The organism is Hylemonella sp. P2_B10, assembly GCF_056404875.1.
In genome coordinates this window covers 274,795-300,196 of sequence record NZ_JBFUDE010000006.1, presented here as the reverse complement: position 1 = coordinate 300,196, position 25,402 = coordinate 274,795, and the positions used below count along the sequence as shown (strand labels likewise).

Below are 25,402 nucleotides of genomic sequence, written 5' to 3'. Positions count from 1 at the left end.
GCGACGGCGGGGCTGGATGTAACCGCTTTCCACCGGTTGGCCAGCCCCCGGATCAGACGGCGAACGCCAGCCCGGTGCCGGCATAGCCCGCCAGATGCACCTGCTGCTGCGCCACGTCGCTGCCCGCCACGGCGGCCAGCCACTGCACTTGCGTCAGGCTGTGGTTGTCCAGTGGCGCGGTCAGAGCGGTCAGCGTGGCGGCATCCGGCGCGTTGCCGAACAGGTTGTGCCAAACCCAGCCCACCAGCGTGGCGTTGCTGCTGCCACCTGCCGCTGCGCCCACCAGGCCGCTGGCCAGCAGCAGGTCGGCGCCGTTTTGCAGCGTGGCGCCATGGTCGAAATAGGCCAGGGCCTTGCCGACCCAGCTGGCGTCCTTCAGCAGGCCGGTGCCCAGCGCGGTACCCAGCATCAGCACCGTCTTGCCGGCGGACTGGTTGGCGGCCACGTCATAGGCCAGCCCCTTGTGGTCGGCAAAGGCCAGCCGCTCCACCGCGGTGGTGTGCACGTCACCCACCGGCGCCACGGTGATGCGCTGGTCGTGCACGGTGAAGGCCAGGTTGGGGCCCGCCGCCACCGACGTGATCTGGTAGTCTGCGAAATTGCCCGAGAAGCGCAGCGTGTCCACGTTGTGGCCGCCCGTCACCGTAGTGGGGTTGCCGGGTGTGCCGCCGCTGCCCAGCGTCACGTCCAGCCGACCCGTGAGTGCCGAAGCGTCCAGGGTATTGCTGCCAGGGGTGGGACTGAAGAAGACCAGCTGGTGCAGCGTCAGGTCCTGGTCACCGGCAACCGTCACCTTCTCCAGCGTGCTGGACTTCAGCGCCGCAATGTTGGAAGAGCCGCCCTTGGTGGTGATGGCGAAGGTCTCGATGTTTTCGGCCTCGATCACGCCAATGCTGCCGCCGGCAATGGTCTTGTTGTTGTTCAGGGTCAGGTTCATCGTGTCATTGAGGTGACCGGCCACGAAGGTGTCGAACAGCAGGTGCGTGTCGCCGCCGCTGACGTTTTGCAGCGTGACCGGGGCCAGGCTCATGATCTTGCTGAACGTGACGTTGGAGGAGCTGTTGTCGTTGATCAGCGTGGTGAGCCCTTGCATGGCCGAGGTGTCCATGGTGGTGCCACCGGTGGTGTCGGAGGTGACCAACAGCGTCTGGATGCCGGTGGTGGTGAAGCCGGTTTTGCTGATGGCAGTGGTGCCGCTGCTGGCAAAACGCAACTGGTCGTTGCCGCCGTTGCCGGTCAGGACATCGCCAGCGTTCAGCGTGGCTTCTGTGGCTACAAAGACATCGTCGGTTGCCAGGCCGATGGCGTTGTCCACGCCGGTGGTCAGCACGAAGGTGCGTCCAACCACTGGAAGCGTGGGTGGGCCGCCTTTCACCGGCATGTAGATGGAGCCCGGGGTGGTTGAAAAGATGTAGCCCAGACTGACTCGCTCGTTCCAGGTTGACGCCACGGCCGTGAACGCGGGAGTGTCCGCTGCCGCTTCGAGCACTTGTACCAACTGGTAGATCACCACCCCGCGATTGCCAGGGTGGGCCGCCAGCAGTTCCGTTACCGCACCCGCCAAGGCCTGCGTGTTAGCCGGGCTGATGCCCAGAATGTTGTTCAACACGATGGTAGCCAGAGCATTGTCCGAAGCGCCTTTGAAATTCGCGTCCGTGAGCTGGTTGGCATAGGTCGCCAGGCGCACATTGTTCTCGCCGATCACGCCCAATTGGTTCATGTAGACGGCATTGCTGGGCACCAGGCCGAACAAGGCCAGGTTCATGTCGAGGATGGAAGCGGGGCTGCCGGTGATGGTTTGGCTCATGGGTGTTCCCTTTGTGGTTCAGGTGGTGCAGCGCAGGCGAGGCCGCGCCGGCTCAGCGGCAGTAACTGCGCGTCCGCCGCCTAGCTTGCAGGTTTCTCTGTCGCGCAGGAGCGAACCCCTGCCGACTCGTGTCCGGGTCTGTTTCACGCGTTACCTCCGCCGTAGCGTTGAAGCACCCGGCACGGCTGTGTCGCCGCTCGTTGGCCAGGTGCTGTGGTCAGCCGCAATCGCTGCGAGGGCGATGTGCGGCCGCTGTTGTCACGGATTGAATTCTTGAGCGGCCGCCTTCGCGGCGCCAGGGGGCATGCGCACGGGCATGTGATTTGCCGCACAAGCCTGAGCAGGTTGTGCGAGGGCATCCCCCATTTGGGGGTGGCGCTACGCGGCGTTTTCCAGCCAGCCGGCCAGGTCTGTTTTCAGTTTCTTCAGGTCGTCGCCACGCGTGTACATCATGTGGCCGGCGCCGTAGTAGTGGTGGCTGATGCGCGCCATCACGTCGGTTGGAAGGTCCAGCCGGGCCAGCGAGTAGTCGCTGGCCGAATAGGGCGTGCCCAGGTCGTAGTAGCCGCTGGCCACCAGCACGCGCATGTGCGGGTTGCGCCGCATGGCGCGCGCCAGCGCGGCGCTGGTGCTGGTGCTGGTGTAGTGATTGCCCTTGCTTTCGCCTTGCAGCCAGTTCCAGTTCTTGTTCACATCCAGCGCCAGCGTGTGGTAGGGCTGCTCCTGCTGCACGCCCAGGCTGCCCTGCAGGTAGGCGTTGAAAGCCATGGTGTACGGCGCGGCCAGCGCCTCGATGCCGGGGTCGAACTCCCAGGCGCGCGACTTGCGCGCGCCCATGGGGCCGGTGACGCGCGACTCCAGCCGACCCACCATCAGGCCCTTGTCGCGCAGCAGCTCGAAGAAGAACACCTGGTCAGACACGCGCAGGTCATGGTCTTCCACCAGGGTGGCGCTCAGGCCGGTCAGCTCGCCCAGCCGCTTGGCCACGCGCGTGCGCTTTGCGGCGCTCAGGCGCGCGCCCTGGTGCAGCGCGGCCAGGTAGTCTTCCAGCACAAAGGCCTCGGCGGCGGCGCGGGCGGCGGCGGCGTCCTGGCCAGGCGCGCCCTTCAGCATGCCGTGGTACTGCGCCGTGGCGGCAAAGCCGGGCAGGAACAGGGCATAGCCCAGGTCGTTCTTGCCCTCGAAGTCCAGCGTCTGGATGTCCATCGCGCAGCTCACCAGCACCAGGCCGGCCAGCGCAATGCCCAGGTCCAGCAGCTTGTCGGCCAGCGCGGCGCCGCGCGTGGTGCCGTAGCTCTCACCGGCCAGGTAGACGGGTGAGGCCCAGCGGCCGCTGCGCGTCAGGTAGGTGCGGATGGCTTCGGCCAGCGCGTCGACGTCGCCATCCACGCTCAGCATCTTTTTCTTCGCTTCCTCGCTGGCGGTTATCGAGAAGCCGGTGTGCGGCGGATCCACAAACACCAGGTCGAAGTGCTCCAGCCAGGTGTGCGGGTTGTCCTGCACGGTGTAGGGCGGCGGCATGCTGCCGTCGTCGTTGATGGGCACGCGCTTGGGGCCCAGCGCGCCCAGGTGCAGCCAGATGGAGGCCGAGCCGGGGCCGCCGTTGAAGGCGAACAGCAGCGGACCCGGTTTGGCCGCAGCCTGCGCGGGCTCGGCCACATAGCTGGTCATGAACAGCGCGGCGTCGGGCTCACCCTTGTGCGTGTCTGACATGTTAGCCACCACCGGCACGAAGCCGGCGCTGCTGCTGTAGCGCAGTGTTTGGCCACTGGTCAGCACAACCTGGCCGCTGGCGGTGGCGGCGCTTTGCGCCAGCAGCTTTTCCACCCGCTCGCGTTGGCGCTTCTTGTCGTCGTCGGAAGGCGTTTTGTCGCTGGTGGTGTCGGTCATGGCTGGGCTGTGGGAAGTGCGAAGCGCGCAGCTTACCGCACCTCATCGCAAGCTACAGTTTTTTGTAGAACACCGTGGTGGGCACCAGGCCGCCATAGGGCATCAGCGCGTAGTCGGGGATGACGCCTGCGCGCGTCCAGCCCAGGCGGGCATACAGGCGCTCGGCGTCGCCGCCCGTCACCGTGTCCAGCACCAGCAGCGTCTTGCCGCAGTCGCGGCCCGCTTCTTCTGCGGCGCGCATCAGCGTGGCGCCCAGGCCAGAACGGCGCGCGCGGCGGTGCACCAGCATCTTGCTCAGGTCGGCGCGGTGCGGCTGGTTGTCGGGCTGGGCCAGCACCAGTTGCACCGTGCCCACGATGCCTTCATCGTCTTGCGCCACCAGCAGCGCGCGCTCGCCGGCATGCACGCCTTGGGCCACACCGCGCCAGAAGGCCAGCGCCTTGTCGCGCCCCATGGGCGCCATGAAGCTGACCGAGGCGCCGCCGTCCACACAGTCTTGCAGCACGTCGGCCAGTTGCTGGATGTGCTGTTCTCCCACGCGGTCCAGGCGGGTGATGGTGAAGGTCTGCACCGGGGCGTTCATGGCGTGGCTTTCTTCTGGGCTTGCGTGACCAGCACCACGGCGTAGCGGGCTACTCTGCGGCTGGGGTTGTGGAAATGCGTGGGGCGGTCCAGCGTGTGGGCCAGGCAGTCGCCGGCGCGCAGCGTGTAGGCGTCGTCGCCCACGGTGAAGTGCATCGTGCCTTCCAGCATCCACACCTGCTGGTGCACGCTGGCACCGTGCGGCGCATTGTCATAGGCCACGCGCGCACCGGGCGGGAACACCACCTCCACGATCTGTATGGGCGACGGGTAGTGCGGTGGCGACACGGCGCGCCGCTGGTAGCCGCTGGCCGGGTCTTGCCAGGTGGCTTGCTGCGCATGGCGCACCAGCGGCGCGGCATTGGCAGCCGGCTCGGGTGCGCCAAACAGCGTGGCCAGCGGCACCCCCAGGCCGGAGGCGATGCGGCTCAGCACCACCGCGGTAGGGCTGCTCTGCGCGCGCTCGATCTGCGACAGCGCTGAGCGGCTGACACCGGTGGCGCTGGCCAGTTCTTCCAGCGATAGCCCGGCCTGCTGGCGCAGTGCACGCAGCGTGGCGGCGATGCGCTGGTGGATGGCCTGTTCTTCGGTTGAATCCATAATTGTGGAATATTTTCCACAATTATGGACGAAGCTGTCAAGCCGTCGAGGGCGGCGCCAGGGCGAACGCAGTCACTTGGCCGGCAGGGTCGCCTTCACCCAGGCCGCCAGCTTTTGGTGCTCCAGCTTGCCGCTGGCTTCGTCCGGTGAGGGGGCGTTGCCCATCATCGTGTAGGCCACCAAGCGGCCCTGCGGATCGACCAGCGCGAAGCTGGGGTAGGCCATCGCGCCCAGCGCCTTGTTGAAGGGGCCGGTTTCCGCGACGATGGGCCAGTTGAAACGGTAGCGGGCCTGGAAAGCCTTGGCCGTGGCCACGTCGTCGTAGGTGAAGGCCATCACGTTGAGTTCGGGGTGCTTGTCGCGAAAGGTGTTCAGCGACGGTATTTCGAGGATGCAGGGCACGCAGGCAGCGAAGAAGAAGTTGATCAGGCTGTAGCGGCCGTTCAGCGTGACGTTGTCGCGCCGCTGGCCGTCCAGCCCCGGCAGGTCGAACGGCGGCAGCGGTTGGCCTGGCTGCACCTTCACCTGGGCCAGCGCGCTGGCACGCATGGCGGCGCCGTTGTAGTTTTTGTCCATCAGCCGGAACACCGTGACGCCGTCACGCGTGCCTTTGCTCAGCGAGCGGCGTTCGCGCCGCTGCTCGGCGAAGGCGGCATAGCTGATGGCCTGGCCCAGCTCGTCCTGGTAGACCACTTTGGTGCCAGGCTCCACATGCCACGTAGCGAGGAAGGTGGGCTCATCCAGCGACGGGGCGGCGGGGGTGGGGGCCGGCTGGGCTTGCAGCCCCACGCTGAGCGCAGCCGCCACCACGGCGGAGCAGAACCGGGCCGCGGCACTGGCCGGTCGTTTTGCCGTGGCTGTGTTGATCGTGAGTCTGTCTGCATGCATAGCTCGCGCTTCCCCTGTCGTGTTGGAGCGCGATCTTAGGCGCAGTTGCGCCGCGCGACCATCCCCCGAACGGGGCATGGCCGCGCAATGGACCCGTCAGGTCATCAGCACCATCACGGTGACCAGCGAAAACATGGCCGCCGCCACGGCCGCCAATGTGGCGGCGAAGTAGCCGGCCCAAGCCATCACCAGCCGCGGTGTGCTGCCTGATGCGTGGATGTCTTTGGCGGTGATGGTGCTCATGATGCGGCTCCGGGTGCGGTGGTGATGGCGATGGCCGGGGCGCGCTGCGGCCACAGCCTGTTGGCTGCCACCAGCGCTGCTGCGGCCAGGCTCAGCCCGGCGATGGCGGGCCCGCCCAACGTCAAGGCGGCGGCCAGGCCGTGGCGCGTGGCCATCACGCCCTGGGCCAGCGCCAAGGCGCCCATGGCCAGGTAGCCGATCAGGTAGATGGCCGACAACGTGCCGGCACGGTGCTGGGCTGGGGCATTGGCGTTGATCAGCGTCAGCCCGCCCAAGAACAGCAGGCTGTAGGCCACGCCGGTCAGCAGCACCGAGGCGATGTAGATGGGCAGCGCGTGCTGGCTGGCCGCCAGCATCAGCAGCGCCATGGCGGTGGCGGACGTCAGCCCGCCGGCGGCGACGCTGACACGGCTGTCCAGTCGCTTGGCGGTTATGGCCACCACGGCGGTGACCGCCGCGAACGCAGCCATCACCAGGCCGGTGACCATGGCGTTCTTCGAACCGATCAGGTCACGTGCGATCTGCGAACCCAGCGACAGGTGGATGGCGCCCATGGCATACGCCGCCGTCACGGCCGTGGCCGAGGTGGCAAACGGGCGCAGCAGCTTGGCCGGCACCTTGATCACGGCCGGCCGCCAGCGGGCACCCGCATCAACGAGGGTGTGGCGCGGCAGCAGCCAGGTGAAGCCCAGCAACACGGCCAGCACCGCCGACAGCACCCAGAAGTTCAGATGCGTGGGCAGCGGCGCGTAGGTGATCAGCGCGCCGCCCACCAACACGGCCAGCGCCAGGCCCAGCCCGGTGGCGGCGGTGTTGACAGCGCCGGCCCGCTGCGCCTGGCCGGGCGCGCTGAATTCCACCAGCGCGGCGCTGGCCGGGCTGGCCGACAGGCCCACACCCACGCCCATGGCAAAGCGCCCGGCGAAGATCCAGGCCACGTCCTGCGCCAGCGCGAACAGCAGGGCGCCCACCAGCGAAGCGCTGACGCCCATCAGCATGGTGGCGCGCCGGCCAATCTGGTCCGACAGGTTGCCCAGCAGCAGCAGCACGGCCACCACGGTGACCGGGTAGACCGCGAACATCGCGGTGATGACGGTGGGCGTCAGATGCCACTGTGCCGCATACAACGGGTAGCTGAGGGCGGGGGCGGCGCTGGTCCACAGCGTGTGGGCGGCGACCGCTGCCGCCACCCAGAAGCTGGCGCGGGTCCCCAAGGTGAAGGTCTTGCTCATGTGGAAGCTCTCTTTCTTGCTGGAGGGGTGTGGGGTGGGGGAAGGCATGAAAACAACTCAGGAACCAGGTTTGAACAAGGTGCGTAATTTTGCTTAAATATGTACGACCGTATTAATTGAAGGGAAATAAGGCAGAGGCACAACAATGGCGACATCACCGAGGACGTGGGATCAGTTGGCGGCCGGCGTGGCCGCGGCCACGGTCAGGCCGGCGGTGCCGGTGCGCGGCAACAGCAGCGAGAAGATGACTTCCTTGCAGCGCTCCAGCGGCACCGTGCTGCGCTCCACCTTGGACAGCAGGTTGGCGCCCTGCAGAGACGACTGGATGAAGCCGGCCATCTCGTCGCAATCGGTCTGCGGCGCAATTTCACCGGCCTGCACGGCGGCGCGCAGGCAATAGGCCAGCGATAACCGGCCCTCGGCAAAGATCTCCAGCAAGCGCTTGCGTATCGGCTCGCTGTGCTCGCTGGCCTCGGCGGTGAAATTGCCCAGCAGACAGCCATTGCGCATCTGGCTCTGGTTCAGCCGGTCCTTGCTGGCGTCGATGTAGGCGCGCAGCCGTTGCAGCGGGGCCAGCGCGTCATTGCGCAGCGTCTGGCGCTGGCTGTCGCGGCTGGCGGCGTAATACAGCTCTATCACTTCCAGGCCAAAGGCTTCCTTGGAGGTGAAGTGGTTGGTGAACGAGCCCTGCGGCACCCCGGCCGCGCGCACGATGTCGCGCACGCTGGCATTGGCATAGCCGTGCGCGTGCACGACTTTCATGCCTTCGCTGAGGATGCGTTCGCGGTGTGAATGCTTGGCCATGGAGCGAATAATACACTCGTACGTATTTGCTTGTCAAGCACCCCCGCGAGGGATTCACGCAATTGACCGCCGTCAGCCACGCCACCACCATAGCGACCGCTACGAGGACACAAGCTAGACCTATGAATAACCTGAAAATTTCAACCCGCCTGATCGTCTTCGCCGCCTTGCTGTGCGGCATGCTCGTCGTGGGGGCCGGGCTGGGGCTGTTTGGCATCGCCTCGGCCAATGGCGCGCTGAAGACCGTGTACGAGGACCGAACCCTGCCCATGCGGCAGTTGGGCGCGATAGAGAGCCTGACGCTGCGCGTGCGCCTGGCCATAGACCGCAGCATGTTCGACCGCAACCCGCAGACGCTGACCGAGGTCAACACCGAAATCACCACCAGCATCGCCGGCGTGGACAAGGCGCTGGCCGAGTTCATGGCCAGCCACATGACGCCCGAGGAGGCTGTGCTGGCCAAAAAGCTCAACGACAATCGCAACCGCTACCTGAATGAGGGCCTGCGCCCTGCGTTGGAGGCGATGCGCAACAACGCACTGGCCGATGTGATGACGTTGCAAAAAGAAAAGCTGCTGCCGCTGTACCTGCCAGTGCAGCAGGACCTGCAGGACCTGATGCGCCTGCAGGCCAATGAGGCCAAACACGAATACGACGCCGCGGTGAAGCGCTACGAATGGATACGCGTGCTGGCTGTGGGCGGGCTGATCGCCGGGCTGGCTTTTTCCGCCGTGTTCAGCACGCTGCTGATCCGGACCATCTCGCGCAGCCTGCGCGAGGCGGTGGCAGCTTCCAGCGCGGTTGCGCGCGGTGATCTGACGCACCGCATCACGGTGGAGGGCAACCACGAGATCACGGCGCTGTCACGCGCGCTGTCTGAAATGCAAGGCAATCTGTCGCAGGTGGTGACGCAAGTGCGCCAGGGCTCGGAGCTGGTGGCCAATGCCAGCGCCGAGATCGCCGCCGGCAACCATGACCTGTCAAGCCGCACCGAGAGCCAGGCCAGCGCGCTGGAGGAAACCGCAGCCTCGATGGAGGAACTGAGCGCCACCGTCAAGCAGAACGCCGACAACGCGCGCACCGCCAACCAGCTGGCGCAGAGCGCCAGCACCAAGGCGGTGCAGGGCGGCGAGGTGGTGGCCCAGGTGGTGGACACCATGAAGGGCATCAATGACTCGTCGAAGAAGATCGCCGACATCATCGGCGTCATCGACGGCATTGCCTTCCAGACCAATATCCTGGCGCTGAACGCCGCCGTGGAGGCCGCCCGTGCCGGGGAGCAGGGGCGCGGTTTTGCGGTGGTGGCCAGCGAGGTGCGCAGCCTGGCCGGGCGCAGTGCCGAGGCGGCGAAAGAGATCAAGGGCCTGATAGGCACCAGCGTGCAGCGGGTGGATGCCGGCAGCGCGCTGGTCGACAAGGCCGGCACCACCATGACCGAGGTGGTGGCCGCGATTCGCCGCGTGACCGACATCATGGGCGAGATCAGCGCGGCTAGCAGCGAGCAGAGTGCCGGTGTCAGCCAGGTGGGCGAGGCGGTGCAACAGATGGACAAGACCACGCAGCAAAACGCCGCCCTGGTGGAGCAGATGGCCGCCTCGGCCAGCAGCCTGAAGGGCCAGGCGCAGGAGCTGGTGCAGGCGGTGGCGGTGTTCAAGCTGGGTAGCCATGCGGGTGGTGCCCATGCCGCCACGCCGGGTGGTGCCTCATTGCACCTGGGGTCTGCGCCCATGGCCTTGTTGCGATGATGCCGGCAGCACCGTTTTGCCGTTATCCTTCGCGCGGAGAATCCGCGCATGAGCCTGCCCAACCCCACTGCTGTTGACCTGGACGCCTACCTCGCCCGCGTGGGCTGGGCCGGGGCGCTGCGCGCCGACCACGCCACGCTGGCCGGCTTGCTGCGCGCCCACATGGAAAGCATCCCGTTTGAAAACCTGGACGTGCTGCTGGGCCGTGGCATCCGGCTGGACCTGGCCGGCCTGCAGCACAAGCTGCTCCACCAGCGCCGCGGTGGCTATTGCTTTGAACAGGCCACATTGTTCGCCGCCGTGTTGGAACAACTGGGCTTTGCGGTGCAGCGCCACACCGCGCGGGTGGTGATGCGCATGGCGCGCGACGAGGCACCGCGCACCCACATGTTCCTCAGCGTGCAACTGCCAGGGCCGCAAGGCGGCCGCTTCGTGGTGGACCCTGGCCTGGGCGGCCTGGCTTGCCGCGCACCCTTGCCCCTGCGGGATGGTGAGCGTGTGCAGGTGCAACAGCAGACCCACTGGTTGCAGCAAGAGGGCCACTATTGGTGGCTGCGCACGCTGGACCAGGGCGCGCCGGCCGACGCCTGGGTGGGCACGCTGGATGTGGAGAATCCACAGGATTTCGACATGGGCAACCATTACACCGCCACACACCCCAATTCCGGCTTTCGCCAACGTATCATGCTGCGTGCGTTCGCGCCCGATGAGGGGCTGGTGACGGTGGCCAACCGCAGTGTCACCATGCGTCAGCATGGCGAGGTGGTGCGCACCTTCGAGCTGGAAGACCGCGTGGCCTTGCGCGCACTGCTGCGCGAGCACTTCGGCTTCGACCTGCCCGAGCTGGCGCAATTGCGCGTGCCCAGCATCCCCGAGTGGGCCTGAGTGCCCTTCAAGGAGTTCTCCATGTACCGTCTGCACAGCTTCTGCCAATCGGGCAACAGCTACAAGGTGGCATTGGCGCTGAACTGCCTGCGCCAGCCCTGGGAGCCGGTGTTCGTGGACTTCATGAACGGCGTCACCCGCGAGCAGGCCTGGCGCGATGGCATGAACGAGATGGGTGAAGTGCCGGTGTTGGAGGACGGCCCGCTGAGGCTGACGCAGTCTGGCCTGATCCTGACGCACCTGGCCCACAAGCACGCCGCCTTGGGCGGTGACGATGAGGCGCAGCGCCGCGAGGTGCTGCGCTGGCTGCTGTACGACAATCACAAGTTCAGCAGCTACTTTGTCAGCTACCGCTTCATGAAGTCCTTCGGCCCCAGCGCGCCAGACCCGGCGGTGATGGCCTGGCTGAAGGGCCGCATAGACGCCGCCTTCACCATTGTGGACAAGCACCTGGGCACCACCCGGAGTTTCATGGTGGGTGAGAAGCCCACCATTGCCGACCTGTCCATGTGCGGCTACCTGTTCTTCCCGGAGGAGGAGAGCGGCTGCCAGATACGCCAGCGGTTTCCTCATATCGACGCCTGGTTGGACCGTATTCGCGCCTTGCCGGGCTGGGCCGACCCGTATGATGTGTTGCCGGGTCAGCGCATCAGCCCCAAGTGGTGAAGGGTTCCCGCGTTACCCCCATGTCTCCCATACCTGATCCACTCTCCGAGCAACGCCCGCCAGCGGCAGGCCAGGGTGTCCCACCCGAGATCCATGAAGCCTGTGGCCTGATCCTGGGCTCGCTGGTGCTGAGCCTGCTGGGCAGCCTGGCCGCCGGCTACTTCGACACCGAGCCGCGTCCGCTCATCCCTGAGCCGCCCCTGCTGTCGCTGGTGTGGGACCTGGGAATGTTCTTCGGCACGTTGGCGCTGTTGCCGTGGCTGGTGCTGTGCCTGCGCCGGCGCAAGCTGTGGGCGCGTTGGGCCATGCTGGCGCTGCTGGCCTATGGCTGGCTGCAGGTGGCGCAGGACATTCCGGTGGAATGGCCGCGCTCGGCCTGGGTGGCGCTGACCGAAGGCGTGACCACGCTGATGGAGTTCGCGGCGGTGTGGCTGATGTTCTTCGGCGCTGGCGGTCAGTGGCTGGCCCAGGCCGAAGCTGCTTGACCGCAGCCCCGTCAACCGGCTATGTGACGAACCGCACAGAGTGGCAGCAAGCCAGCCGATAGCATGAGGCTTGCCGTCGGGGTACTCGACCAGTCCGGTAGCCATGTAGACTCCAGGCAACTTTCACCCCCTATGAAGCCTTAAGCCCGCTATCGGCCCCGCATGACCCAGGAAGATGGAACCTCAGACCGCTTTCGCCTGCTGGTGGAAGCCGTGCAGGACTACGGCATCTTCATGCTGGACACGGACGGCATCGTCAGGTCCTGGAACGCCGGGGCGCAGCGCATCAAGCAATACCTGCCGCAAGAGGTGATAGGGCGGCACTTTTCGTTGTTCTACCCCCCGGATGCCGTTGCGGCCGACTGGCCGGCCGAGGAACTGCGGCGCGCCAAGGCCCTGGGGCGCTATGAGGACGAAGGCTGGCGCCTGCGCAAGGACGGCAGCCGCTTCTGGGCCAACGTGGTCATCACCGCCATCGTCGACCCATCCGGCACGCTCACCGGCTATGGCAAGGTCACCCGCGACCTGACCGAGCGCAGGCGCAACGAGGAGGCCCTGCGGGACAGCGAGCAGCGCTTTCGTCTGCTGGTGGAGGGCGTCAAGGACTATGCCATCTACATGCTCAGCCCCTCAGGCCTGATCGAGAGCTGGAACAGCGGCGCGGAGCTGATCAAGGGCTACCCGGCGCGCGAAGTCATCGGCCAGCACTTTGGCATGTTCTACCGGCAGGAGGACCGCGAGCGCGGCGCGCCCGAGGAGGAGCTGCGGCTGGCGCTGGAAACCGGCCACACGGAACGCGAAGGCTGGCGCCTGCGCAAGGACGGCTCGGCCTTCTGGGCCAACGCAGTGCTGACGCCCGTGTTTGACAGTGACCGCAACCTGCGCGGCTTCGCCAAGGTGACCCGCGACATGACCGAACGCCGGCGGCTGGAAGAACTGGAACAGTCCAGCCGGCGCATGAATGAATTCCTGGCCATGCTGGCGCATGAACTGCGCAACCCGCTGGCGCCGATTCGCAACGCGGTGAGCATCCTGCAACTGGAGCCCGCGCCCTCCAGCATGGTGAAGAGCGGGCGCGACATGATAGACCGCCAGCTGTCACATCTGACGCGACTGGTGGATGACCTGCTGGATGTCGGCCGGCTGACCACCGGCAAGATCCATCTGAAGACCGAAGACCTGGATTTTGGCGAAGTCATCTCCCGCTGCATGGAAGCGGTGCGTCCATTGGTGGATGCGCGCAAACACCGGTTGGTGGTGGACGTTCCGCCGTCCGACATCTGGGTGCAGGGCGATGCCACGCGCCTGAGCCAGGTGTTGCAGAACCTGATGATCAATGCCGTCAAGTTCACGCCGGAGGGTGGTGACATTCGCCTCACCGCCTGGGTGGAAGGGCAGCATTTGTACGCCGCCGTGGCGGACAGCGGCATCGGCATGACGGCGCAGGCGCTGGGCGAGGTGTTCACGCTGTTCTCGCAGGTGGAAGGTGCTTCGGCCGGTCAGAGCGGCCTGGGCATCGGGCTGACGCTGGCCAAGTCACTGGTGGAGTTGCATGGTGGCACGCTCTACGCCGACAGCGAAGGTCTGAGCAAAGGCAGCAAGTTCACCTTCGTGCTGCCGGGTGCCCGCCTGGTGGCCAAGGGCACTGCGGGCACGCAGGACGCCAAGAGGCGCTTGCTGGTGGTGGACGACAACCGCGACGCCGCCGACAGCCTGTCCGAGGTGCTGCGCATGCTGGATTACCAGGTGGTGACCGCCTACGACGGCCACGGCGCCATGGCCGCCGTGCGTGCTGCCATGCCGGACGCGGCGTTCCTCGACCTGTCCATGCCTGACACCAGCGGCTATGACCTGTTGCGCGAATTGAACGCAATTGCCGGCGAACAGAAGCTGTGTGCATTTGCCGTCACCGGGTACGGCAACGACGACGACAAGCGGCGCACCCGTGCCGCCGGCTTTCAGGAGCACCTGACCAAACCGGTGGAGCTGGACCGGCTGCGCGAGGTGCTGGCGGCGCATCTGGGCGGCTGATGGCCAAAGAAAACGGGGCCTTGCGGCCCCGGTTCGGTCAATGCACAGTGGCGCTGTGGTCAGACTTCGTTCAGCCTGTTCTGGCCGGCGTCATTGTCTTCTTGGCCCGAGCGAGCCGGTCTTTCGCGTTCGACCTCCTTGGCGCTGCCGCTGTCGTCGGCCTGTGCGCGGCGGCCATCGTCGACAGCGCCCAACCGTTGCCGCTCGTCCAGGTCATCGCCGGCCTCGGGCTGGTTGCCCAGGGATTGCTTGTCCTGCTTCTTCTGTTGCTTCTTCGAGCTCATGACCTTCTCCTTCGTTGATTGGCGCGAGATTGTTTTGCTCTTGTTGTTCGTGCAGCCACTGTAGGCCCGAAACGACCTGCCGACTGTCATCCGGTTTGCGGTGGGCGTGTCGGACAATGGCGCATTCGCCCGCAGGAGCAGGCATTCCGGTCAGTTGCTAAGGCGCCAACGCGCCTTCAAAACCCAGCGTCATCGGCTGCTTCATGTCGCCGGTGTTGTGGGTGCCGTTGGGCTTGAGCTGCACGTCGCGCATCTTCACGTACAGGTAGCCGTTGACCTTGGAGACGGTGACGCTGCCGGCCTTGTCGGCGCTGGTCCATTCCCTGATCTTGCCGCCAGACACGTCGGACATGGAGACCCGCACCTTCTTCTGCGCCAGCCCGGCCTTGGCGGCGGCCTCATAGGTGCCGGGGGGTGGGGCGGGGTCGCCAAAGTCCAGGCTCAGCGTGCGCAGCGAACTGGCGTCGGCCAGCACCAGCAGGCCGGCGGTGGTGTTGAAGCCTGCCTTGACGTCATAGCGGGTCTTGGCCGGGTTGGCCACCACGGCGCGCACCTCGCCAAAGTTGTGCCAGCCGTTCGGGCCGGCGTACAACTTGCTTTTGGGGTTGGAATAGCGGTCATCGCTGGCCTGCGGCATGTTGGACCAGGTGTCGCCCGCCGGCGCGGGTGCCTGGGCTTGGGCAAGCGCGCTGGCAGCCAGGCAAAGAAGGAGCAGGGCGAGCCGTTTCATGAGGAGCCTTTCTGGAGCTTGTCTGATGCGTCGAGTGCTTGGCCGCGCTGGCGCGGCTGCGCCTGACTATCGCACATGACTTGCGGGCGGTTGTGCTGGCTAGCGCACAGATGTCAAGCCGTCAGAAATCCATGCCCCTGCCTGCAGGCGGGAAATTACTTAGCTTTTTACCTAAGTTTAGGTTACACTGTGTCCATGCCAACTTCCCAAGCCACCGTCGACGGCGTATTTCGCGCCTTGGCCGACCCCACCCGACGCAGCGTGCTGCAGCGGCTGTGCGCCAGCCCGGCCTCGGTCAGCGAACTGGCAGCGCCGTTCGACATGGCGCTGCCTTCCTTTGTGCAGCACATGCGCGTGCTGGAGCGCTGTGGCCTGGTGCGCTCCAGCAAGCGCGGGCGGGTGCGCACCTTCACCGTGGAGCCCAAGCGGCTGAAGCAGGCTGAGGACTGGCTGGCCGTGCAGCGCCGCCTGTGGGAGCAGCGGCTGAACCAGCTGGACACCTACCTGCTCCAATTGCACGCGCAACGCCAGTCCGATGCGTCCGAACATTGACTCTTTCATTCAACCAACCATCTCAACCCTGAGGAGAACGACATGAACGCTTCCGCAACCCCGCCTTCCCTGTGGACACCCAACCCCGAGCTCGACCTGGTGCTCGAACGCGACATTGACGTGCCGCGCGGGCTGGTGTGGGATGTCTGGACCACGCCCAAGCATCTGGAGAAGTGGTTCTGCCCCAAGCCCTGGTACACCACTGACATCGTGATGGACCTGCGGCCCGGTGGCGAGTTCAGCTCCGTCATGCATGGTCCAGGTGGTGAAGTCATGCCCAACAAGGGCTGCTGCCTGGAAGTGGTGCATCAGGAACGCCTGGTGTTCACCGACACGTTGCTGGCGGGTTTCCGCCCCTCGCCCAAGCCCTTTTTCACCGCTGTGGTGACGCTGCAGTCGCTGGGTGAGGGCCGCACCCGCTACATCGCCATGGCCCGCCATGGCGAGGCCAGCACCCGCAAGCAGCATGAGGAGATGGGTTTCCACCACGGTTGGGGCGCTGCGCTGGACCAACTGGTGGCACTGGCCAAGACGCTGTAGGCGCCCCGCGCCTCCCGGGGGTGTCGCGCCATCGATTGGCGCAGCCCTTTCTTGGTGGTGTAATGGGCAGGTCGGTGGGGTTGGTTGTCTGCGACATGGGTGCAGCCCGGTTGCCTGCCGGCGTTGCTTATCCATGCAGGCCGAAACCTTACCCGCCACCGTTGACCAACCCTTGCCCGACCCTGTGTGGTCGGGCGATCTGGAATCGGCGCTGCGCCAGCGCCGATTCGTCCAGATCTGTGCCTTCTGCCTGCTGGCGTTGACCTTGCGCGCCGGCTTGAGCCTGTGGGCCGGCAGCATGATCACCGCCTGGCTGCTGTTGGCCGGCATGGTGGTGATCGCGATCTGTATCGGCCTGCATCGCCACGCCATGCAGACCACGGCCTGCGCGCTGCTGCTGGCCGCCCTGACGGTGATGATCACGCTGCTGGCCTGGAGCGGCGAGGGTGTGTACGACATCGCGCTGGTGGCCTACCCCATCATCCTGGTCATGGGCGCCATGCTGCTGCCGCTGCGCTTCTTCTGGGGGCTGACGGGGTTCGTTGTGGCTGCCATTGCGCTGCTGGCCTATGCCTATACGGTGTCGGGACGCGCGCCGCGCATGGGCTCGCTGGGCGCCCGCCTTACCGACTGGGTGGTCATCATGGCGGTGGGCACCCTCACAATCTGGCTGATCAAGAGCGATTTCGAGCGCATCCTGGCGCAACTGCGCCTGCAGGTCAGCCGCGCCCAGATGGCGGCCGAGCTGCAGCAGGTCAGCGAGCACAAGTCGCGCGTGATGTTCAACAGCTCACCGGTGCCCATGGCGGTGTTCGACGGCGCGCCGCTGGTGACCGGCGCCGGCGCGGGCAAGGGCTTGCGCATTGTCAGCATCAACGACGCCTGGGCCAGCTCGTTTCGCTACACCCGCGAGCAGAGCCTGGGCCGCACCGGGCTGGAGCTGGGCTTCTGGGTCGACTTGGCCGAGCAGGTGCGCTTCGCCCAGACCTTGAAGCGTGACGGTTTTATACGGGACTTTGAAACCCATTTCGTGCGTGGCGACGGCAGTCGCTTCCTGGGCCATGTGCAGGCCCGGCCCACCGTGGTGGGCGATGCCCAGTTGCTGGTGCTGTCCTGTGAAGACGTGACCGAGCAGCGCCGCAATGCGCATGAGATCCAGCTGCTCAACACCGAACTGGAAACCCGCGTGGCCATGCGCACCGACGACCTGGTGCGCGTCAATCGGGACCTGGAGCAAACGCTGGCCAACCTGCGCGCAACGCAGGAAAACCTGGTGCAGGCTGAGAAAATGGCCGCGTTGGGCCGGCTGGTGGCCGGCATCGCGCACGAGCTCAACACGCCCATAGGCAACAGCCTGATGGCCGTCACCACCGTGCGGGCGCAGTTGCGTGATTTCCGCACCGATGTGCGCACCGGCGGCTTGCGCCGCGCGGCCTTTGAGGCCTTCTTGGCCAACGTGGACATGGCCGGCGACATCGCCCAGCGCAACCTGGAGCGCAGTGCCGAGCTGCTGGCCAGCTTCAAGCAGGTGGCGGCCGACCGCGCCCAGGCCACGCGGCGCGAGTTCCGCCTGCGCGAGCTGGTGAACACCACACTGACGACGTTGAACTTCGGCGGTGCCTACAAGCCCTATGGGCTGAACGTCGACATTCCCGAGGGCCTGGTGCTGGACAGCTTTCCCGGCGCGCTGGAGCTGGTGCTGTCCAACCTGGTCAGCAACGCCGTGGTGCATGGCTTTGAGGGTCGCGAGCACGGCAACATCGAGATCTCAGCCAAGCTGGTGGGTGACGGAAGGGTGGTCATCATTGTCGCCGACGACGGCAAGGGCATTGCGCCGGAGCACCAGTCACGCATCTTCGACCCCTTCTTCACCACCCGGCTGGGTCATGGCGGTTCCGGCCTGGGGCTCAATGTGTCGCACAACGCGGTGTCGCAAATCCTGGGCGGTACCATCCACGTGCGCAGCGAGCCGGGGCAGGGTTGCAAATTCGTCATCGACATTCCCGCCGTGGCGCCGGAACTGGACCGCAATTCGGTGTTCTGAAGGGGGTGTCCAACGGCGGTGTGCACGGCGCCGAGGGTCCCGCTAGAATGACCTTTCCACACCGGCACGGCTTCGTTTCTGCCGCGCCGCCACGGGCCGATAGCTCAGCTGGGAGAGCGCTGCGTTCGCAATGCAGAGGTCGGGAGTTCGATCCTCCTTCGGTCCACCAGATTTCCCACGCTAGAGCGCTGTTGTTCTCCCCGCGGTTCTTGTGACGAAGGTTCAACTGGCGCTCGGGCCGGCATGGCCCGGTGCCACCAGCGCGCTGACCAGCGTGTCGGTCAACCAGGCCTGGTAGGCGTCGGGCGACCAGCCACCCTCTGTCACCAGCATGCGGTAGACATCGCGGCTGGTGTACATCCACATGATGCGGCGGGCCTTTTCCCAGTCCAACCCGGGCCGGGCCTTGCCCTGCTCGAACAGCAACCGCAGGCGGGCTTCCTGCATCTCGTACCGCTGGCGCTCGAACTGGGCTTCCATCTTGCGCAGGCTGGGTGAGAAGGCGGACACCCCGCGCAGCAGCCCCAGTTCGGCGTGCTCGCTTTCGTAAATCGCGCGGGAGATGCGCGGCGTCAAGGCCACCAGCACAGCGGCGTCGTTGACGCCCTCCATCACACGCTGCGCGGACAAGAAGCGTTCGCCAAACAGCGTCTCCCGCATGATGGCCTGCAATATCCCATCCTTGGACTTGTACAGCGCATAGACGGTGGAGGTGGCCACATCGGCCTTTTCGGCGATCTGCGCCACGGTCACCAGGTCTATGCCCTTGCGCGTGAACAGCTGCTTGGCCGCGTCGCGCACCCGCGCGCGCGTGGCTTGCGCCGCCTGTTCGCGCTGGCTCGTGTCATAGCGCCGGGGTTTCGTCATGGGGTCGTTGACAATTTAAATGTAGTTAACTATATTTAATTTGCCAGGCCGGACGGGGCATGGCAATTGGCAATTCAGTTAAGGAAAAAAGGAAGCTGCATGACGTTTCAAGCATACATCGACAACATCCATGCCAAGACGGGCAAGACGCCGGACGACTTCAGGCGCATGGCGAAGAGCAAAGGCTTTGTGGAGGGCGCCGGCATCAAGCCTGGGGTGAAGGCCGGCCAGATTGTGGAATGGCTGAAGGCCGACTACGGCCTGGGCCGTGGGCATGCGATGGCCATCGTTGCCGTGCTCAAGGGCCACCCGGGGGCAGCCGCGTCAACCACCCTGGCCAAGGGCGAGGTGTGGTGATGGCGGCTGGCACCTACCCGGTTTCCACCCTGCAGCGCCGCATTGGGCTGGTGCTGAGTGGCTTGGTGGTGGCGTTCTTCGTGCTGGACGCGACGATGAAGCTGCTGCAGTTGCCCGTGGTGTTGCAAAGCACAGTGCAGATAGGCTGGCCTGTGGAATCCGCGCTGCCACTGGGTGCTGTGCTGCTGTCGGCCACGGTGCTCTACATCCTGCCTCGCACCAGCGTTCTCGGGGCCGTGCTGTTGACCGGCTACCTGGGTGGCGCCATTGCCACGCAGGCGCGTATCTCTGCGCCCTGGTTTTCGCACATCCTGTTCGGCGCTTACGTGGGCCTGGCCATGTGGGCTGGCTTGTACCTGCGTGACAGGCGTTTGCGCGACTTCTTGCCCTGGACCTCGGCCGCATCAGGCTGAGCCCGCGCGCAGCCGCCCCAGCCAGGGCCGCAGCACGCTGTACTGTGGCACGGCGGTGGCGCTGGCCGCCTGTGCTGCAACCAGGCCGCGCCGCTTCAGGTGCTGGATAGCGCGCTGGGCCGAGGTCTTGGACAGGCCCGTTTCCGTGGCCAGCGTGGCGTAGCTGACCTGCACCGCATTGCGCGGCGCCGCCGAGACGCGCCGCCACAGGTACAGGTAGACGATGAAGGCCGCTGCCGATTTGTCGTGGCCCACCAGGTCGGGCATCAGGATGTCGACAAAGTAGGGGTCGAAGGGAATGCTCATGCGGGCGTTTTCATGCTATTGCCACCAAGACTATAGTCATCATGGTAACTGCAGGGCTGGGCCCATGGCAACATCCCGTCACGTTCATACACCGTACAGGAGACCCCACCATGATCACCCACGTCAAGTTCGTCAGCATCCCCACCAGCGACCAGGACCGCGCGCTGCGCTTCTACACCGAGCAGGTGGGCTTTCGCCTGATCACCGACCAGCCCTTCAACGACAAGCAGCGCTGGATAGAGATGGGCATCAACGGCTCGGACACGAAGTTCGTGCTGTTCACCCCCGAGGGGCAGGAGGATCGCATCGGCGGCTTCTTCGCCGGCGCGCTGGCCTGCGACGACGTGCCGGCCACTTACCGCCAGCTGAGCGCGCGCGGGGTGGAGTTCATGTCACCGCCGCAAAAGCAACCGTGGGGCGAGTTCGCCATCATGAAGGACCCGGACGGCAACCAGTTCGTGCTGTCGTCCAAGTAGCCGGCGGGCGAGGCGGCAAGGCGCATGCCACAATGCCCGCATGAGCTCCTTCTCGCAGGTGCTGGCCCAGCATGGCGTGGGCCTGCTGTTCCTCATCACGCTGGTGGAGCGGCTGGGATTGCCGGTGCCGGCCGCGCCGCTGCTGCTGGTGGCCGGCAGCCTGGTGGCCACGGGGCAGATGAGCCTGGCGCCGGCGCTGCTGGCGGCCGTCGTGGCCTCCATCCTGGGCGACGTGGTGTGGTTCGCGCTGGGCCGGCGCTTTGGGCACCGCGTGTTGCGGGTCTTGTGCCGGCTGTCGCTGTCTGCCGACACCTGCGTGCGCCAGAGCGAAGGCTTCATCCTGAAGTGGGGCGGCGCGGCGCTGGTGGCCGCCAAGTTTGTACCCGGCGTGTCGGTGGTGGCGCCGCCGGTGTCTGGCGCGTTGGGCATGCCGTGGCGGCGCTTTATGGGCTTTGAGGTGTTGGGTGCCAGCGTCTGGGCGTTGGTCTATCTGGGGCTTGGCGTGTTGCTGGCGCGGCAGATTGAGGCCGTGATCGCCTGGCTGCGCGAGGCCGGCACCGTGGCCGGCGCGGTGCTGCTGGCGGTGCTGGTGCTGTACCTGCTGTGGCGCTGGTTGCGCCGTCTGCGCGCGTTGCGCGATGGTGGGGTGCCGCGCGTCAGCGTGCAGGAGTTGCTGGCCATGCTGGACTCTGCCCAACCCCCGCTGGTGGTGGACGTGCGTTCGCTTGCCAGCGTGCGGCTGGACCCGCGCCAGGTGCATGGCGCCATCCATGTGGCGCTGGACGAGATGGTGGCCTGGGCCCAGGCTCAGCCGGTGGGCGAGCGCGAGATCGTGGCCTATTGCAATTGCCCCAATGACGTGTCGGCCGTGCGCGCGGTGAGTGTGCTGCGCGCCCATGGCCATGTACGCGCCCGACCTTTGGCCGGTGGCCTGGAGGCCTGGGCGGCGAACCATGGCCATTCAGCAGGCCATGCGGGTGTGGCCGGGTCGGCGGGCACCGCCGCAGTGAGCCGCTGAGCAAGCCGCACCTGTTGCGGCGCGCCAACTGTTCCGGGACTGTTGCGCCATGCCGTGGTGCGCTCGGCACCTTCTTTTGCTCCCCTCTGTAGGTACGGTTTGCCTTGGTGATAGGGGGTGCGTCCGGCGCCCGATCAACAAACAAAAAGTATGTTTTGAATATTCGAATAAATGGTTTTTATTTCTACTAAATCGATGGAGACTCGCGGCAATACCAAAGACGGAGACACTCGCGCGCTTTTTTGCACCCCGCAGCACGGCCGACGCCCGCGTTCGCTTTTTTCCCCCACCATAACCACGAAGAGACAAAACCCCATGACCACCTCCATCCCTCGCATGCAGAAGACCTTGGCCGCCAACCTGGTGGCGCTGCTGGCCGCCTCGCTGGCCGCCGCTGGCGCTTCGGCCCAGACGGCGCCCAAAAAGGACGAAGAGACCAAGCTGGACACCGTGACCATCACCACCAGCACGCGTTCGGCCAAGGCGGTGGACAAGATTCCCGGCGCGGTGACGGTGATCTCCGAGCAGGAGATTGCGGACGTCGCCAAACTCACGCTGGACGCCACCGCCGTGCTGACGCGCACTGTGCCCGGCTACGGCGAGGCTTCGCAAAACCTGGCGGGCAATGGTGAGACGCTGCGCGGCCGCACTGCGCTGCGCCTGTTCGACGGCGTGCCGCAGACCATGCCGCTGCGCGATGGCAACCGCACCACGGCCTTCACCGACATGGGCATCGTTGGCCGCATCGAGGTCATCAACGGCCCGTCGGCCACCGAAGGCATTGGCGCCTCGGGCGGCATCATCAACTACCTGACCAAGGTGCCCACCAAGATGGGCAACGAGTTCCAGCTGACGTCGCAGTACGCCACCCAGTTCAAGGAGGACAGCGCCGGCTACCGCGTGGGCATGGTGTTCACGCACAAGGAAGATGCCTTTGACTTCCTGGGCGCCACGTCGAGTGCCGAGCGCGGCATGGAGTTCGACGGCAACGGCCGGCGCATCGGCATGGGCCAGAGCGGTTCCACCAACGACAGCACCAGCCGCAACCTGTTCCTGAAGCTGGGCTTCAACTTCGGCGCGCAAAACGAGCAGCGCATCAGCTTGAGCGCCAGCCGCTACCACCTGGACGGCAAGGGCAATTACGTGGAGGTGGTGGGCAACCGCGCCACCGGCATCCCCGACACCTCGGTGCCCGGGCGCACGCCGGGCGGCCTGGCCGAGTTCAACGCCTTCAACCAGTACGCGCTGAAGTACACCAACGACGACCTGTTTGGTGGCGGCCTGAGCATCCACATCTACAACATGGACGAGCACACCCGCTTTTTGTCCGAGTGTGGCACCACCGACTGCCTGCCGCTGAAGGCCGACCAGTCCAACCTGAACCGTGGCAAGCAGGACCCGCTGATCGCCCCGATCGGCACGCTGGTGGAACAGTCCGAGACCCAGTCGTTCAAACACGGCATCAAGACCAACTGGAGCACCGACCACCTGGGTGGCATCAAGGACCTGGAGTTGAATGCCGGCGTGGACGTGGTGTCTGACCGCACCGAGCAGAAGCTCGCGCTGACCAACCGCCTGTGGGTGCCGCCCATGCTGTACAAGAGCGTGGCGCCCTACGCGCAGCTGGCCTACACCTTTGGCATGGCCACCTTGAGTGGCGGCGTACGCCACGAAGGCGGCCAGCTGCAGGTGGACAGCTACACCACTGTGTGGGCGGTCAACCGTGCCTTCGTCACCGGCGGCACGCTGGAATACAGCGAGACGCTGCCCAACCTGGGGCTGGTGCTGAAGTTCGCGCCCGAGTTCTCGGCCTTTGCCTCCTACAGCAAGGGCTTCACGCTGCCCAATGTGGGCATTCCGCTGCGCAACGTCAACGTGCCGGGCCGCTCGGTCACCGGCCTGTTTGCCGACCTGCAGGCGGTGGTGGCTGACAACAAGGAAATCGGCTTCACCTGGAAGGGCAAGCAGGGCTATCTGCAGGCATCCACGTACCGCTCCTACTCGGAGCTGGGCTCTTCCATCAGCGGCAACGCCACGGTGGGTGACCTCGTCCTGACACGCAAGCCGGTGTCCATCTCGGGCTACGAGATTTCCGGCGAGTACATCTTCAACAAGGAATGGCGTGCCAACGCGCTGTACTCACACGTGGCGGGCACCACCTCGTCCGCCCAGGTGACACCGGGCCAGCCGCTGCCGCCGCTGAACCTGCAGCTGGGTGTGAACGACGTCAGCCCGAACAAGCTGATCACCTCGGTCAACTGGAAACCCAACGACACCTGGAGCGTGCGTGTGGGCACCACCACCTTCTTCGAGCTGACCACCAACGCCGGCACAGGCAGCGCCGAGCATTCCGATGCCTACACGCTGGTGGACCTGGGCGTGAACTACGACATGAAGAAGTACGGCACGCTGTCGCTGGGGGTGGAAAACCTGTTCAACCGCTACTACCTGCTGAGCTACTCGGCGCACGACCTGTTCCAGAACTTCTTCTCGGGCCGTGGCCGCAAGGTGTCGATCAACCATACCATCACGTTCTGAGGCTGGCCGCCTGCGGGCGGCCGTTTCGGGGGTCTTGTGCCGGTGTTCACGCACCGGTTTTTTTTGCCGTGAAACAACTGCTGATTCTGGGTGCGCTGGCTGTGTCAGCATGGATGGGAGCCAGCGGCGCGCTGGCTCAGGGGGCGGCATCTGCGCCTGCGCCCGCTGCCGACGCGGTGGTGCAGGGCTTCTCCACCCAGCGGCTGGAGCGCCTGCACCGCTTCACCGAGGAGCTGACGCACAGCGGCAGCTACCTGGGCGCCATCACGCTGGTGGCGCGCAACGGCCAGGTGGTGGACTTGCGCGCGCATGGCTGGCGCGATGTGGCCAAGACTTCACCGATGCCGGTGGACGGCATCTTTCGCATCCACTCCATGACCAAGACCATCGCCAGCGTGGCCGCGCTGCAGTTGATGGAAGAGGGCAAGCTGACACTGGACGACCCGGTGGCCAGGTACCTGCCTGAGTTTGCCAACCTGCGCGTGATGAGCGGTGGCACGGCCGATGCACCGCTGTTGCGCGCACCGCGCGGACCACTGACCGTGCGCCACCTGCTGACGCACACCGGCGGCTTTGCCACCGGCGGCGCCCAGGGCAATGACGAGGCGGTGAAGCTGTTCAACCGCTACGACCCGCACAACGCCGCCACACTGAAGGACTACGCCACCTATGTGGCCAGCCGGCCGCTGGGGCGCGACCCGGGTGAGCGCTTTGTCTACGACGGCGTGGGCCTGGAGGTGCTGGCCCGTTTGCTGGAAGTGGTGGACGGCCAGCCACTGGACCAGTTGCTGCAGCGGCGCGTGCTGGGACCTCTGGGCATGAAGGACACAGCCTTTGTCGTGCCTGCGGCGAAGCGCGCGCGCATCGTCGACATGACCACCACCGACGCCCAGGGCCGCCTGCTGCTGGCCGACACGCCCAGCGCCCGCCAGCCTGGCATCTCCTTGAACAACTACCCCAGCGCCGCCGGCGGCCTGTATTCCACCGCGCAGGACTACCTGCGCTTTTGCCAGATGCTGCTGGGCGGCGGCACGCTGGACGGCGTGACCGTCCTGGGCCGCAAGACGGTGGCGCTGATGCAGCAGAACCAGTTGGCCGGCGTAGAGTTGCCGGCCGGTCAGTTGCGCGATGGCGCGGGCTTTGGCCTGGGCGTCTACGTGGTGCTGGACGTGGCCCGTTACGGGCTGGGCTCGGTGGGGCAGTTTGGCTGGTCCGGCTCGGGCAGCACCTACTACACCGTGGACCCGCAGGAGCAGATGGTGGCGATGCTGATGATGCAGCACCTGCCCCAGGGCCTGCCGAAAGACCCGCCCAAGGTCAGCCAGCGCTTTTACACCCTGGTGTACCAGGCCCTGGTTCGCTGACTGTCGCTGGCCCCTTGTGGGCCGCATTGGCGGCCCTACCCAATCGCTATAGGAT

26 protein-coding genes and 1 tRNA gene are annotated in these 25,402 nt (G+C 66.0%); 15 read left to right on the top strand and 12 right to left on the bottom strand.

Annotated features, from left to right (window positions below; all coding sequences use genetic code 11):
- Positions 1 to 52: 52 nt before the first annotated feature.
- The 8 genes from AC1DX2_RS24185 to AC1DX2_RS24150 form a co-directional block, all read right to left on the bottom strand.
- Complete coding sequence (locus AC1DX2_RS24185) at positions 53 to 1,807, bottom strand: hypothetical protein (RefSeq protein WP_477198985.1); 1,755 nt, start codon at positions 1,805 to 1,807, stop codon at positions 53 to 55.
- A gap of 378 nt (positions 1,808 to 2,185) precedes the next feature.
- Complete coding sequence (locus tag AC1DX2_RS24180; protein ID WP_477198984.1) at positions 2,186 to 3,697, bottom strand: S10 family peptidase; 1,512 nt, start codon at positions 3,695 to 3,697, stop codon at positions 2,186 to 2,188.
- 52 nt (positions 3,698 to 3,749) lie between these two features.
- Positions 3,750 to 4,280 (bottom strand): N-acetyltransferase family protein, encoded by a 531-nt coding sequence (locus tag AC1DX2_RS24175; RefSeq protein WP_477198983.1) that lies wholly within the window; start codon positions 4,278 to 4,280, stop codon positions 3,750 to 3,752.
- Positions 4,277 to 4,879 carry a helix-turn-helix domain-containing protein gene (locus tag AC1DX2_RS24170; RefSeq protein WP_477198982.1) on the bottom strand — a complete coding sequence of 201 codons (603 nt, stop codon included), beginning with the start codon at positions 4,877 to 4,879 and terminating at the stop codon, positions 4,277 to 4,279. The genes AC1DX2_RS24175 and AC1DX2_RS24170 overlap by 4 nt, the downstream gene beginning before the upstream one ends.
- A 72-nt stretch (positions 4,880 to 4,951) precedes the next feature.
- A complete protein-coding gene (locus AC1DX2_RS24165) occupies positions 4,952 to 5,767 on the bottom strand; it encodes a TlpA family protein disulfide reductase (RefSeq protein WP_477198981.1) in 816 nt (271 codons plus the stop codon).
- A gap of 96 nt (positions 5,768 to 5,863) precedes the next feature.
- Positions 5,864 to 6,010, bottom strand: a complete 147-nt coding sequence (locus AC1DX2_RS24160) for a hypothetical protein (RefSeq protein ID WP_477198980.1) — start codon at positions 6,008 to 6,010, stop codon at positions 5,864 to 5,866.
- Positions 6,007 to 7,290 carry an MFS transporter gene (locus tag AC1DX2_RS24155; protein WP_477198979.1) on the bottom strand — a complete coding sequence of 428 codons (1,284 nt, stop codon included), beginning with the start codon at positions 7,288 to 7,290 and terminating at the stop codon, positions 6,007 to 6,009. The genes AC1DX2_RS24160 and AC1DX2_RS24155 overlap by 4 nt, the downstream gene beginning before the upstream one ends.
- Positions 7,291 to 7,413: 123 nt before the next feature.
- On the bottom strand, positions 7,414 to 8,046 hold the full coding sequence (locus AC1DX2_RS24150; protein ID WP_477198978.1) for a TetR/AcrR family transcriptional regulator: 633 nt from the start codon (positions 8,044 to 8,046) through the stop codon (positions 7,414 to 7,416).
- Positions 8,047 to 8,168: 122 nt separating this feature from the next.
- Between AC1DX2_RS24150 and AC1DX2_RS24145 the strand changes: the two genes are divergently transcribed.
- From AC1DX2_RS24145 to AC1DX2_RS24125, 5 genes are all read left to right on the top strand, one after another.
- Positions 8,169 to 9,791, top strand: coding sequence for a methyl-accepting chemotaxis protein (locus AC1DX2_RS24145; protein WP_477198977.1), 1,623 nt, complete (start codon positions 8,169 to 8,171; stop codon positions 9,789 to 9,791).
- A gap of 48 nt (positions 9,792 to 9,839) precedes the next feature.
- Positions 9,840 to 10,676, top strand: coding sequence for an arylamine N-acetyltransferase family protein (locus AC1DX2_RS24140; RefSeq protein ID WP_477198976.1), 837 nt, complete (start codon positions 9,840 to 9,842; stop codon positions 10,674 to 10,676).
- Positions 10,677 to 10,697: 21 nt separating this feature from the next.
- On the top strand, positions 10,698 to 11,342 hold the full coding sequence (locus AC1DX2_RS24135) for a glutathione S-transferase family protein (RefSeq protein ID WP_477198975.1): 645 nt from the start codon (positions 10,698 to 10,700) through the stop codon (positions 11,340 to 11,342).
- A 20-nt stretch (positions 11,343 to 11,362) separates the two neighbouring features.
- Positions 11,363 to 11,827, top strand: a complete 465-nt coding sequence (locus tag AC1DX2_RS24130) for a hypothetical protein (RefSeq protein ID WP_477198974.1) — start codon at positions 11,363 to 11,365, stop codon at positions 11,825 to 11,827.
- Positions 11,828 to 11,989: 162 nt separating this feature from the next.
- Positions 11,990 to 13,858 carry a PAS domain-containing hybrid sensor histidine kinase/response regulator gene (locus AC1DX2_RS24125; RefSeq protein ID WP_477198973.1) on the top strand — a complete coding sequence of 623 codons (1,869 nt, stop codon included), beginning with the start codon at positions 11,990 to 11,992 and terminating at the stop codon, positions 13,856 to 13,858.
- Between the two features lie 59 nt (positions 13,859 to 13,917).
- Here the strand turns inward: AC1DX2_RS24125 and AC1DX2_RS24120 are convergent, their stop codons facing one another.
- On the bottom strand, positions 13,918 to 14,142 hold the full coding sequence (locus AC1DX2_RS24120) for a hypothetical protein (RefSeq protein WP_477198972.1): 225 nt from the start codon (positions 14,140 to 14,142) through the stop codon (positions 13,918 to 13,920).
- A 157-nt stretch (positions 14,143 to 14,299) separates the two neighbouring features.
- Positions 14,300 to 14,872, bottom strand: a complete 573-nt coding sequence (locus AC1DX2_RS24115; protein ID WP_477198971.1) for a hypothetical protein — start codon at positions 14,870 to 14,872, stop codon at positions 14,300 to 14,302.
- Positions 14,873 to 15,067: 195 nt separating this feature from the next.
- On the opposite strand from AC1DX2_RS24115, the gene AC1DX2_RS24110 reads away from it, so the two are divergent.
- The 4 genes from AC1DX2_RS24110 (at position 15,068) to AC1DX2_RS24095 (ending at position 18,177) form a co-directional block, all read left to right on the top strand.
- Complete coding sequence (locus AC1DX2_RS24110) at positions 15,068 to 15,424, top strand: ArsR/SmtB family transcription factor (RefSeq protein WP_477198970.1); 357 nt, start codon at positions 15,068 to 15,070, stop codon at positions 15,422 to 15,424.
- A gap of 42 nt (positions 15,425 to 15,466) precedes the next feature.
- A complete protein-coding gene (locus AC1DX2_RS24105; protein WP_477198969.1) occupies positions 15,467 to 15,964 on the top strand; it encodes an SRPBCC family protein in 498 nt (165 codons plus the stop codon).
- A gap of 172 nt (positions 15,965 to 16,136) precedes the next feature.
- Positions 16,137 to 18,008, top strand: coding sequence for a sensor histidine kinase (locus AC1DX2_RS24100; protein ID WP_477198968.1), 1,872 nt, complete (start codon positions 16,137 to 16,139; stop codon positions 18,006 to 18,008).
- A 93-nt stretch (positions 18,009 to 18,101) separates the two neighbouring features.
- Positions 18,102 to 18,177 (top strand) — tRNA-Ala (locus AC1DX2_RS24095).
- A 53-nt stretch (positions 18,178 to 18,230) separates the two neighbouring features.
- On the opposite strand, the gene AC1DX2_RS24090 is transcribed toward AC1DX2_RS24095, so the two are convergent.
- Positions 18,231 to 18,875 carry a TetR/AcrR family transcriptional regulator gene (locus AC1DX2_RS24090; RefSeq protein WP_477198967.1) on the bottom strand — a complete coding sequence of 215 codons (645 nt, stop codon included), beginning with the start codon at positions 18,873 to 18,875 and terminating at the stop codon, positions 18,231 to 18,233.
- A 99-nt stretch (positions 18,876 to 18,974) separates the two neighbouring features.
- Between AC1DX2_RS24090 and AC1DX2_RS24085 the strand changes: the two genes are divergently transcribed.
- The gene (locus tag AC1DX2_RS24085; protein WP_477198966.1) at positions 18,975 to 19,232 is read left to right on the top strand and encodes a DUF4287 domain-containing protein; all 258 of its coding nucleotides are present in this window, start codon (positions 18,975 to 18,977) and stop codon (positions 19,230 to 19,232) included.
- A complete protein-coding gene (locus AC1DX2_RS24080) occupies positions 19,232 to 19,645 on the top strand; it encodes a DoxX family protein (RefSeq protein WP_477198965.1) in 414 nt (137 codons plus the stop codon). Before AC1DX2_RS24085 ends, AC1DX2_RS24080 begins: the two co-directional genes overlap by 1 nt.
- Here the strand turns inward: AC1DX2_RS24080 and AC1DX2_RS24075 are convergent.
- Positions 19,637 to 19,951, bottom strand: coding sequence for a helix-turn-helix domain-containing protein (locus tag AC1DX2_RS24075; RefSeq protein WP_477198964.1), 315 nt, complete (start codon positions 19,949 to 19,951; stop codon positions 19,637 to 19,639). The genes AC1DX2_RS24080 and AC1DX2_RS24075 overlap by 9 nt on opposite strands.
- Before the next feature lie 110 nt (positions 19,952 to 20,061).
- Here AC1DX2_RS24075 and AC1DX2_RS24070 point away from each other — a divergent pair, with 110 nt between their 5' ends.
- The 4 genes from AC1DX2_RS24070 to AC1DX2_RS24055 all read left to right on the top strand — a co-directional run bounded on the left by AC1DX2_RS24070 (position 20,062) and on the right by AC1DX2_RS24055 (position 25,347).
- Complete coding sequence (locus tag AC1DX2_RS24070; RefSeq protein WP_477198963.1) at positions 20,062 to 20,427, top strand: VOC family protein; 366 nt, start codon at positions 20,062 to 20,064, stop codon at positions 20,425 to 20,427.
- Positions 20,428 to 20,467: 40 nt separating this feature from the next.
- Entirely contained in the window at positions 20,468 to 21,445 is a 978-nt protein-coding gene (locus AC1DX2_RS24065; RefSeq protein ID WP_477198962.1) for a VTT domain-containing protein, read from the top strand.
- A 315-nt stretch (positions 21,446 to 21,760) separates the two neighbouring features.
- The gene (locus AC1DX2_RS24060; RefSeq protein ID WP_477198961.1) at positions 21,761 to 23,983 is read left to right on the top strand and encodes a TonB-dependent receptor; all 2,223 of its coding nucleotides are present in this window, start codon (positions 21,761 to 21,763) and stop codon (positions 23,981 to 23,983) included.
- 68 nt (positions 23,984 to 24,051) lie between these two features.
- Complete coding sequence (locus AC1DX2_RS24055) at positions 24,052 to 25,347, top strand: serine hydrolase domain-containing protein (protein ID WP_477198960.1); 1,296 nt, start codon at positions 24,052 to 24,054, stop codon at positions 25,345 to 25,347.
- Positions 25,348 to 25,402 lie beyond the last annotated feature (55 nt).